9 protein-coding genes, 2 rRNA genes and 1 pseudogene are annotated in these 10,970 nt (G+C 45.7%); 8 read left to right on the top strand and 4 right to left on the bottom strand.

The annotated features are described in order from the left end of the window. The 4 genes from O3C43_22740 to O3C43_22725 all read left to right on the top strand — a co-directional run. A 23S ribosomal RNA gene (locus O3C43_22740) occupies positions 1-286 on the top strand; the annotation flags it as partial. Positions 287-394: 108 nt separating this feature from the next. Continuing rightward, positions 395-511, top strand: a 5S ribosomal RNA gene (gene rrf / locus O3C43_22735). A 108-nt stretch (positions 512-619) separates the two neighbouring features. Next, on the top strand, positions 620-865 hold the full coding sequence (tnpB, locus tag O3C43_22730; protein ID MDA1069307.1) for an IS66 family insertion sequence element accessory protein TnpB: 246 nt from the start codon (positions 620-622) through the stop codon (positions 863-865). Beyond that, positions 828-1,487 carry a transposase domain-containing protein gene (locus O3C43_22725; GenBank protein ID MDA1069306.1) on the top strand — a complete coding sequence of 220 codons (660 nt, stop codon included), beginning with the start codon at positions 828-830 and terminating at the stop codon, positions 1,485-1,487. Before tnpB ends, O3C43_22725 begins: the two co-directional genes overlap by 38 nt. A gap of 575 nt (positions 1,488-2,062) precedes the next feature. On the opposite strand, the gene O3C43_22720 is transcribed toward O3C43_22725, so the two are convergent. Further along, positions 2,063-2,827, bottom strand: a complete 765-nt coding sequence (locus O3C43_22720) for an exodeoxyribonuclease III (protein MDA1069305.1) — start codon at positions 2,825-2,827, stop codon at positions 2,063-2,065. 217 nt (positions 2,828-3,044) lie between these two features. Here O3C43_22720 and O3C43_22715 point away from each other — a divergent pair, with 217 nt between their 5' ends. The 4 genes from O3C43_22715 (at position 3,045) to O3C43_22700 (ending at position 7,133) form a co-directional block, all read left to right on the top strand. After that, the gene (locus tag O3C43_22715) at positions 3,045-3,602 is read left to right on the top strand and encodes an RNA polymerase sigma factor (protein ID MDA1069304.1); all 558 of its coding nucleotides are present in this window, start codon (positions 3,045-3,047) and stop codon (positions 3,600-3,602) included. Then, a complete protein-coding gene (locus O3C43_22710; GenBank protein ID MDA1069303.1) occupies positions 3,586-4,071 on the top strand; it encodes a hypothetical protein in 486 nt (161 codons plus the stop codon). Before O3C43_22715 ends, O3C43_22710 begins: the two co-directional genes overlap by 17 nt. A gap of 2 nt (positions 4,072-4,073) precedes the next feature. Beyond that, on the top strand, positions 4,074-5,594 hold the full coding sequence (locus O3C43_22705; GenBank protein ID MDA1069302.1) for an RDD family protein: 1,521 nt from the start codon (positions 4,074-4,076) through the stop codon (positions 5,592-5,594). 114 nt (positions 5,595-5,708) lie between these two features. Next, the gene (locus O3C43_22700) at positions 5,709-7,133 is read left to right on the top strand and encodes a phospholipase D-like domain-containing protein (protein MDA1069301.1); all 1,425 of its coding nucleotides are present in this window, start codon (positions 5,709-5,711) and stop codon (positions 7,131-7,133) included. Here O3C43_22700 and O3C43_22695 read toward each other — a convergent pair whose 3' ends face one another. From O3C43_22695 to O3C43_22685, 3 genes and pseudogenes are all read right to left on the bottom strand, one after another. Continuing rightward, complete coding sequence (locus O3C43_22695) at positions 7,134-9,125, bottom strand: glycosyltransferase (protein ID MDA1069300.1); 1,992 nt, start codon at positions 9,123-9,125, stop codon at positions 7,134-7,136. Between the two features lie 10 nt (positions 9,126-9,135). After that, entirely contained in the window at positions 9,136-10,656 is a 1,521-nt protein-coding gene (locus O3C43_22690; protein ID MDA1069299.1) for a glycosyltransferase, read from the bottom strand. A 116-nt stretch (positions 10,657-10,772) separates the two neighbouring features. Next, positions 10,773-10,904: pseudogene (locus O3C43_22685) on the bottom strand (NAD(P)-dependent oxidoreductase). Between the last annotated feature and the right edge of the window lie 66 nt (positions 10,905-10,970).

The raw sequence follows: 10,970 nt of genomic DNA, 5'->3' as shown, positions 1-10,970 counted from the left end.
GCTGTGGGCGTAGGAGATTTGAGGGGTTCATTCCTTAGTACGAGAGGACCGGGAATGACGTGCCTCTGGTGTTCCGGTTGTCGTGTCAACGGCACCGCCGGGTAGCTAAGCACGGAATAGATAAGCGCTGAAAGCATCTAAGCGCCAAGCTACTCCCAAGACGAGATCTCCCTTACCCTTCGGGGTACTAAAGGGTCCTGGTAGACTACCAGGTTGATAGGCTAGATGTGTAAGTTCAGTAATGGATTAAGCTTACTAGTACTAATGACCCGTGAGATTTGATTAACATCGCTACAGGCAGGCGTTTGTAGCACCCACGCAGTTTAACTAATTTTTCTGATCTGCTTTCAGATCTTATGACGTAGGCAATAACTATATACACGTCATGAACCACTCTGGTGACCATGGATGAGGGGAAACACCCGTTCCCATTCCGACCACGGCCGTTAAGCCCTCAATCGCCAATGGTAGTGCAGCCTCGATGCTGTGCGAGAGTAGGTTATTGCCAGTATTATGACCCGGATTTTCCGAAAGGAAAATCCGGGTCTTTTTTTGTACGGTCTTCGGCTAGAATCGGCAAAGGCATTTCTAAAGCAAGGTATTCTTAAATTCTGTATGGATGGAGGTTTCAAAATCGGAACGGTGTTATGTGTATGGGGGTGTGGTGGATTTGCGCAAGGGCGCAGCCGGGCTGAGTGCGTTGGTGGGTAAGCCTGATCAAGACGCACTTTATCTGTTCAGCAATCGCGGGCGCAATCTATTGAAGTTTCTCAGTGTGGACAATCAAGGAACCTGGGTGGGAACGCGCCGCTTGCATCACCATCGCTTTGACTGGCCGGAAGATCCCCAGGTCGCCAGCAGTTAACGGCGCAAGAGCTGGCCTGTTTGCTGGTGGGTGGAGACGTAAAAAAGTTGCGGTTGAAGCACCTATTGGCTGGCAATTAGAGCGTGTTTATGTTTGTATTCAAAACATGCTTACGCTTGAGCAGCAGCATGAAATCCAAAGCCGCAATGCGGTGCTGGAGCACCAGCTCGAAACGAGTAAGCGCACGACTCGAGAGCAGGAACAGTTGATAGCAGAGCGGGATCATCGCATCGAAAAACTCAAGTGGGAAATCGCGGCACTGAAGCGCAAACTGTTCGGTGGCAAACAGGGAGAAACCGTTAGCGATGAGCAATTGCAACTGGCCCTGGCGGAGCTGGAAGCCGAACGGCGCGAACTGGATCATCCTCAAACCCGTATCGATAACAACCTCACCGAACAAAGTATCCGGCCCTGCAAACTCGGGGCCAAAAACTGGTTGTTTATAGGACATCCCAGGGTTGGCCATCGCAGTGCGGTGATCTATACTCTGATCGAGTCGTGCAAACGCCACGCCATCGAACCTCAGGCATACTTTACCGACATCCTGACCAGGCTTCCTTCCATGACCAATCCCAGGCCGGCCAACCTTACCCCCGACAAGTGGAAAGTTCAGGGCATTTAAAACGCCGGACGGATACAAAGTTCTCGGTCTTCTAGATGATTGGAAATTTTTGAAAAGAGAAAGGCCTCTGTGTTACCGATCTTTCCTTGCCATACACGTTTGTTATCCGGAAGAAGATCGCCCACCTCCAGTCATCTTCAACAAGTATGAAAGGGAGAGACTGCTCTTTCCAATAGCGTTGAAGATCTGTTGGACTAATCAAATGGGGATAGACCGATCCGCGTAGAAGAAGTATCCTGCGCGCCAATCTCAGAATTGGTATGATGCTACTGCGCCACCTGAAGAGTCCACATAATGGTTCATTTCAGTGGGAAATCCTCGGGCGGATTTATTGGAATCAATAGCAGGAAGTATCCAAACCGAAGCGAAAATAAATAGACTGAACATCAACCCAAACACAGCATAGGGAGCAATGGGTGGATGTTGTTTGATTTTGAATATTGTGACCTCAAGGGCGAGTGCTTCCTGATAAGACAATGGAGGATTGTTAGGTGAAAGAGAGGTCCGAGTTGATGTTTATAGAGCTCAAATGCGAATCCGTAAATGACTTTGATAGACGCATGTTCTACCGTGGATTATAAAATCTCTATTCCTACGGGACAATGGTCGGATCCCATGACTTCGTTTAGTATAAAAGCGTTTTTCAATTTCGTCCTCAAGTTTTGAGAAATTAGAAAGTAATCGATTCTCCAACCTACATTGCGGCTTCGAGCGCCCATTCGATAACTCCACCACGTGTATTGATCAGGTTCCTGGTTGAACTCTCTAAATGTATCAATGAAGCCCGATTGAATGTAATTATCGAAGGCCGTACGCTCTTCAATGGTGAACCCAGCATTACGTTGGTTCGTTTTCGGATTTTTTAAATCGATTTCCTTATGGGCGACATTGAAATCTCCGCAGGTCACGACAGGTTTGGTTTTTTCAAGCTCCTTGAGGTGCTTTAGATACAAAGCGTCCCATTGTTGAGTACGGTAGTTTAATCTTTGCAGCTCCTTTTTTGAATTAGGAGTGTAGACGTTTACAAGAAAGTAGTTGGCATACTCCACCGTAATGACCCGGCCTTCTTGGTCGTGTTCGGGGATCCCCAATCCGTAGCTAACTGACTGTGGCTTAACTTTGCTCAAAACCAGCGTACCTGAATATCCTTTTTTCTCGGCTGAGTACCAATGCTCGTGGTAGCCAGGAAAATCGTAATCTATTTGATTCTCCATTGCTTTAATTTCCTGGAGGCAAAGGACGTCTGGATCTTCCCTGGCCATCCAGTCGGAAAAGCCTTTATTCAAAACTGCGCGGATTCCGTTTACGTTCCATGATATAAGTTTCTTTGTTTTCGGCATGATTTTAAGGAGGGTAAGGGAAACAGCTGATATGCAAGATATCAAGCGAAGGGTTCTTGAATGCAAAAATTGTTGTTTCGATTTATTTTAAAAATATTCTTATCGATTGATAATGATTTGTTTATGGTGATTGCTCTATTTTTTTATTCGACTGCGACTTTCCCTGCCCAGCTGGGTTCTTTCTGTAACAATCCATTTCGGATGGGAAACACCTTTAATGACATCAACAAATGGCTTTGAGAACTTCGTGAGAAGTTATCAGAATATGGTCTATACAACTGCAGTTCGGATATTGGGCAATGAAACCGACGCTCAAGATATCGCACAGGAGGTATTTCTACGCGCCTTCAAACACTACGAATCCATTTCGGGAAGCGAAACGGCCGGGGGTTGGTTGAAAACAGTAACGCGGAATTTGTGCATAAATCATATTACCCGCTATCGCAATCGATGGACTACTTTTACGGACCAATTCAGTAAACGCGGTAATGAAGGAGATGATGGCGAAATCGTTTTGCCTGAGGATGAAACCAGTAACGTCGATTTGGACAACCTGGACAGGAGTGAAATCCTGTCGAATGCGCTTGAGACGCTTCCTGAAAAGCAGCGCGTACCTCTCGTTTTGTATCATTTTGAAAACCTGAGCTACGACGAGATCTCTAGCCAAATGAAAGTTTCGCTAAGTAAAATAAAAACTGATATTTCCCGAGGGCGTCAGGCCCTCAAAAAAGTACTATCTAGAACCATGGAGGATACTCATGAATTCAACGCCTGAAAATAATGATGATAAGCTGGATCGGCTGTTGGACCGGTCCCTCAACAGTCTTCCTGAGCGTGAAGCGCCAAAAACCTTACTTCCGAATATCATGGCACTGGTTGCCCAAGAACAAGAATCGGTAAGGTTATCCTGGTTTGTTCAACTGAAGTGGCCCGTCGTGGCCATATCGGCCTGTTTTGTTTTTCTGACAACTTATTTCAGCAATGACATTTTCCGCATGGTTCTCGGCCTGCTTAGCAGCGATCAATTTGCGGGAGAGATTCAGGGAGTGAATTCCGGAATCAGTATTTTGAGTACGCTCGGCAATGCCTTAGTCAAAGTTGTCGATATGGTCCCAGCGCCAGCGTTATATTCTGTGGCGGCCGCGCTATTCTTCTTTTCCGCTTTTTCCTGTGCCGGAGTTGGCACCGTTTTGTTCAGGCTTACCAAGGGCAGTGATTCAATTACTTCCCACAACGCAATTTAGTTATGAAAATTCTATACCCAACCTTAACTCTGATACTGGCTTCCTGTACCTTCGGGCTTCGGGCCCAAGAAGAAACTGAGCAAATTCAACCTCAACCCGAAGAGGTTCTGGTTCCTGCGGTTGAGGCGGACATAGCCAAGGAAGAAGAAGCTGAAACTGTTTTTCGGGGCGATGTGATCGTATTTAATGATAACAGTACTTTGGGTCCGAACGAGAGATCGAAAGATATGATAACCATTGGTGGAAATTCCAGCTCTTCCGGCTATGTGGATGGCGACATGGTGACTATAATGGGAAAATCTGAACTTAACGGTTATGTCGATGGCGATTTTATTGTCATCATGGGTTCTGCAGAATTGGGACCCGAGGCAGAAGTTGACGGAGAGGTGGTTGTTATTGGTGGGCGAATTTCTCGACACCCGGATTCCAAAATTGACCGTCAAACGGTTAATATCCCCTTCCTCAGCCCTGAATTAGAAGATCGGTTCCAAGAGCTTCCTTTAATTATCCATGAGTGCGTTTTTCTTGGTCGGCCCATTTCACCGAATGTCCGAATTACGCTGTACGTAGCAGGAATATTTTTAATTTTCTATCTTCTGTTGGGCGCACTGTTTCCGCGGCAAATCGAAAAGAGCCGGAAGGCGATCGAAGACAAACCCCTTCAATCATTCTTTGCTGGGGTACTGGTCATGGCTTTATACATCCCTTTCGCAATAATTCTGGTACTTACCATCATCGGAATATTGCTTATTCCGTTACTCGATATTGCACTTCTTTCCATAGCTGTTTTTGGAAAAGCCGTTTCGTTTGTTTTCATAGGTAGGCAAATTGCGCGGGCTATTCGGGTTTCATTTCTGGAGAACCCCATTCTTTCTATTCTGATCGGAGGCCTCGTTGTCTATTCGCTCTACATGATCCCATTTTTTGGCCTCTTCCTCTGGATCATTTTATCTATCTTGGGTCTGGGAGCCGTCTGCATTGCAATCGGCGATTCCATTTCCTCAAGAAAAGCTGAACACCAGCGAAATACACCACCTCCATTGCAAGGTCCCCATTCACAACAGGCTCAATCAGGGTCAGCAGCTCAATACAACCAGGCACCTGTTCAACCGGGCACTGCTTTGAGTCAAATTGACAGCGCCACTGCAGTTACATTCTCAAGAGTTGGATTTTGGTGGCGAACCTTAGCTACCATTATTGATATCATCTTGGTTTCTTTGATCACTTCTATTTTGGAAATCGCAATACCACTGGTTCCTTTCTTCGTTTACTTTATTGTTTTCTGGGGCTGGAAAGGTTCGACGCTCGGCGGTATGGCTTTGGGCTTACGGGTTCAGAAAATTTCAGGGGAACCTATGGATTGGTCTACTTCATTTATTAGGAGTTTCAGCTCGATCGTATCCTTTTTACCACTTTGCCTGGGCTTTTTCTGGGCAGGCTGGGATCCCGACAATCAATCCTGGCACGATAAAATTGCTGGAACGACCGTTGTTCGAGTGCCCAAAGGCTACACTTGGAGTTAAATTTCATCGAAGTAACAGTCAAAAAGGCTCTCTCAGAAATGGGAGAGTCTTTTGTTTGCCTGATTGATATTTAAGGAGCATTAGTTTTGTCCCCATTTAGAATTCATCCCATCCATGGTTCAAAAAATCCAAAGTATCTGGGACTGGCTCCTCGAATCCTTTCAGCTGATTCTTGGCGGTTTATTTTCCAATGCGGTCGTCGTTATTGGATTCTTTTTGGCGATCGTGATTATATTGCGGATTTTCCGCGAGCAGCGAAGACCTAGCAGCATTTTCGCCTGGAGCTTTTTCATCCTTTTGACTCCACCGCTGGGTGTCCCTCTCTACTTTATCTTTGGTGGAAGGAAGTTAAAAAAGAAGATTAAGACAAAAGGACTTCTAACCCAGGCAGCCGATTCAGCGCCTAGTATTTATCCTGTTTGCGATCAGTTCGATTCCGCCGGAAATAAAGTAAGATTCCAGATGGACGGTCAAATTGCGTTCCACAACTTCTGTAGGGCGATCAACGAGGCCGATCGGGAGATTCATATTCTGACTTACATACTTGCTAACGACGAGGTGGGTAAGGAAATCCTTCAATTATTAACAGAAAAAGCCAGGCAAGGTGTCCATGTCCGCCTTTTGGTGGACGCACTAGGTTCATTTCGAAGACCAAAGAAAGAGATCGCCAGGCTCAAAGAGGCAGGAGGAGAAGTGTTCACTTTCATGCCAGCTTTTCCTTTTCAAACGCATGGGTGGGCGAATTTGAGAAATCACAGGAAAATTGCTGTATTTGATAATCGGAAATGTATTTTGGGCGGACGAAATCTTGATACTCGTTTCATGGGCAGCAATCCCGATACTCAGCGTTTCTATGATCTTGGAGCGACTTATGAAGGCCCCGTGGTTGAATATTTGAATGGTATTTTTATATCGGATTGGGCGTTTGCCAGTAAGCAATCACTCAATAATATTTCGGGCTTAATTGTCGAAGCTCCCAACTCTCAAGGTCAAAGTAAGGTTTCAGGAATTGCAAGTGGCCCTGATGTGGAGGGTGATCTCCTTTACGAGCGTCTGGTAAATATTATCCAGGAATTCAACGAGGAGTTAATTGTTGTGACTCCGTATTTTATTCCCGATGAAGTGCTCCTGCGTTCCTTGATCGTGAAGGCGCATCGAGGAAAAAGAATTACGCTCGTTCTTCCGGAAAAATCGAATTGGGCACTTGTTGATTTTGCTCGAACTCAATACTTAAGGGAATTGCACCAGGCCGGTGTGAAAATACAGTTATTTACGGAGGGGATGGTTCATGCGAAGCTCGTACTTTCTGACAGGAAGTTGGTGCTGCACGGGTCAGCGAACTTTGATATTCGCAGCCTATTTGTGAATTTCGAGATTGGTATGATCCACACATCTCTTGAGGATATTGAACCCATTATCAAATGGCTCGATTGGTTGTGCGATCGTTGTCGTCCCTTCGGAAACCAACGGGAATTAAATCCTCCCAAGGTGCGAAAAATTTTCGAAGAAGCGGCCCGGCTAATTGCTCCATTGCTTTAGTCAGCGTGAATAGTATTCCTTAAATAATTGCTTCGAAGGGTCTCTGCCAAACAGCTTGAGCACTTTGTACCGGATTACTAATGACAAGACTTGTAGAAACCTGCTGGAGGCTTTGTCCTTTTCCCATCTCCGGGCTGAACACACAATGTCGCAATCCAATAACGCCAGATCTCCTTCCTTTTTGAGAAGCGCTGTTAACTCGACATCTTCCATCAATGGAATGCTTGGGAAACCGCCCAACCTTTCTATGGTTGAGCGTCTAAAGAATTGTCCTTGATCACCAAAGCTGTTTTCCTGCCACAATGCTCGCAGGTCATTCAACGCTTCGACTAAGAGCAGAACCGGTTTTGGTTTGGTGTTCATGAACCTTTGCCCAATGGCTCCGCCAACGATTTCAGGATTTAGTTTCAAGGTGTGCATCATCTTCTCCAAAGCCCCTGGGCTGATCTGAGCATCTGCATGGAGGACCAAAATTACATCGGAGTTGCTGTGGGCCACACCTTTTGCGATCTGATATCCTCGTCCCATCTCGCTTTTAAGTAATTGCACGCGGTTTCCTTTGACCATCGACCTGGTATCGTCTGTGGAACCACCATCAACGATTATTATTTCGTCAACGGTTATGGAAGATTGCTCAATTGACGAAAGGCATGTGTTCAAATGGGCACCTTCGTTCAATGTAGGAATGACAACTGAAAGAGTATTGGTTTTCTCTGTTATGGGTTTGTGCAATAGTTTCCGTAAACTCCGTAGAAATAACGGAACCCATAATATGTAGAAGGGAATCCATTGGATCCGAAGATAAGTCATCGGCTGATACCATTCACCACTCTTTCCAAATTGCGCCCAGGCCGAAAAATAAAACGCTGAAAGCGCTAGTAAAAACAGCCATGGCAAGGTTGGGAAAAATACCACAAATGGTAGCGCCCAAGTTAGGTACCAATAGTGGACAGTTGGTGAAAGCAGAATTAGACTACCAAAAATTATAAAACTACCTTTCAGAACATCCTTAATCCGAATTGTAACAACAAGCACCACCACCATTAAGATCAGCGCGGACAGCTTTGAAGCGGACTCTCGACTTCCGAGATAATCAATAAATAGATGATTCAACGAACCGTTATGGGACATACTTCCACCGTAGTGAAGGATCCCGTTTATCAGGTTTGGGAAATCATTTAAAAAAAGCAGAGAGAGTAGGGCTAACGGAACCACAATCCAGAGTGCCTTTACTGAGCGTTTCTTCCAAAAGAGTAATGGGATTAGAAGCACGCTTATGATTTTTATTTGGATGCTAAGCCCAAGAATTATCCAGGCAAGCGATGTCTTGTCTTTTTCAAATAAATAAAGGGATGAGAGGGTTAAGAAAATAAAGAGAGAGTCGAAATGCGCCTCACCGCTAAAGGAAATAATTGTCAACGGACTCAGGGCGTAGATCAGACTGTTTCGAAGTGGAAGGTTTCTTGTATTTAATATTCGGATAATGATTCCCAGGGCTGCCAAATCCATCAAGCCGAAGAACAGTTTGTAGATCCAAAGATTGTAGCTAACCAAATTGAGTCCGGCAAATACTGCCAAAGAGAGAGGAGGATAGGCGGTCGTTTTATCGCGATGATTCATGCCTTCCCAGAATCTATCCCGATATTGCTCCCGTGCGGGATCATCGGCATTCATCGAGTAAGGACTCTCGCCTTCCAGGAGGAGTTTCCCTTCCCAAAGGTATCGATTCACGTCGTCGCTGGTCGGAAATCCCGCCATTAGCAAACGACTAATAACCGCAAGGCCTACAATGATAAAAACGGATTTCTTTGGGTTACGAAGATCTGGGAAAAATGCCCAAACCAATGTTCCGGTAATCGCCATCCCAATGTAATAGATGATGAGGGAGGAAGCATCTTCCGCCAAAGAATCAGTCAGGCCAGCTGCAAGCGTGAATCCCAGAAAAACAAGAACCGAAACACTAAAAACGAATGGCCGCAGGAACTGATTCAAAGTATTCGCCTTAGGCGGTTGCAGGTGCGGTTTCTGGCTTCTTACTTCGCCCGGTCAATCGACTGATTACGGTTCCTTGAATCAATCCGAGAATCCCAATATAACCAAAGCCGATGGCGTAAATAACTAAAAAGGGCGCGACGAACCATTTCTTCAATGGGAAAAACTGCACAATGGAAAACCAACAGTATGCGCTTAATAAGATTTCAAGTACCGGAAGAATTGGCATCTTGACCGAATAGTTTTTCAGCCCTTTATCACCTCTTTTAGGTGTTCTGATAAATCCGCTTGGTATGCCGAAAATCGCTTCAAGAACTGCACGCGTATTGGATATCGCGATACCTACACCGGTGAACATGAGCATTGGGATTCCAATTAGTCTGCAGGCCCAATGTATATCCGCTTGTTTCTGACTAAACCAATAGAGCGTACTCGGCGCGAATGTCGCTAGACTCATCAAGCTACCGATTCCGAGAAACATGCCTGTGGTAATCTTGGTTTCTGCTGCAAGAATTACCGGTAATCCCAATATCGCAAGCATCACCATGAAGGGGTGAATCGAATAATGTGTCAGGTGAAAATAGGCTTGGACTTTTTGAAAGAAACTCAGGTCGGATTTTAAGAGTTTGGGGAATAGCTTGATCGCCGTTTGAATGGATCCTTTTGCCCACCGGAACTGTTGGCTTTTGAAGGCAGCCACCGTTTCCGGCACCTCAGCCGGTACGATGACATCCGGAACGAAGGTTGCTTTCCAACCAGCCAACTGGGCTCGGTAGGATAGGTCGAGATCTTCAGTAAGGGTGTCATGTTGCCATCCGCCCGCATCCTCAATTGTTTGTTTTCTCCAAATGCCGGCCGTGCCGTTAAAGTTCATAAATAATCCCGAAAATGAGCGCGCACTCTGTTCGACAATAAAATGACCGTCGATACCCAATGATTGGGTCCTGGTGAGTAAGGAATAGTCCTTATTCAAGTGACCCCAACGTGCCTGGACCAATCCAACTTTGGCGTCATTGATGAAAAAGGGGACCATGCGTTTTAGAAAGTCTTTTTGAGGGACGAAGTCACTGTCGAAAACGGCTAATAGCTCTCCCTTTGCCTGGCGTGTTCCTTCCTCTAACGCACCGGCCTTGTATCCATTCCGGTTATCTCGGCGAACAATGGTTATATCCACGCCCTCGCCGCGAAGGAGCTCTGCTACTTCATCTATGCGCTTACAGGTCTCGTCATTCGAGTCGTCGAGAACCTGTACCTCGTGCATGCCGGCGGGGTAGTCCATAGCCGCTGCCGCCCGCATAACTCGCTCTGCAACGTTTAACTCATTATAGAGTGGAATTTGAGTTGTTACCTTGGGGAGACTTTGAGGATCGTTCCAAATATTCAGATTGGCCTGCTCGATTTGCGCATTCGTTTCCCTGCCTTTTTTAAATGTCTTAAGATAGAGCCATACTATCACATAACAGTTTACGCCGTACGAAAATAAAAACAGCGATGCTAGGAAATAAATAGTTATTATGATTAGGTCTATCATGGAAAGCCGTCTGAGCTAATTTGATCCCGTAATCTCAAGAGAAAAGATATCGGGTTAATCCTATATCGGACGGGTGATGAAGTTCATTTATTCCGGAGTAAACATGAGGCTTTCGCTCAGCCTTTGGGTAATCCCGCTCTTCCCGGAAATGTAAGTTCCGCAACGGCCGATTTATCGAGCTGCCCGAGTCCCAATTCTTTAAGCTTTTCGTATTGGTTGAAAGTGGCCTTTGCCAGCGGAAGCGGAATTGAGATTGCCCCGAAAAATGGAGACCCGTTGTGCTTAGGTTATAATTTAGATTCATTTGATTCGTT

Source organism: Verrucomicrobiota bacterium, from assembly GCA_027622555.1.
Lineage (GTDB): Bacteria > Verrucomicrobiota > Verrucomicrobiia > Opitutales > UBA2995 > UBA2995.
The sequence above is the reverse complement of the archived record's forward strand: the minus strand, read 5'-3'. Positions and strand labels throughout refer to the sequence as shown.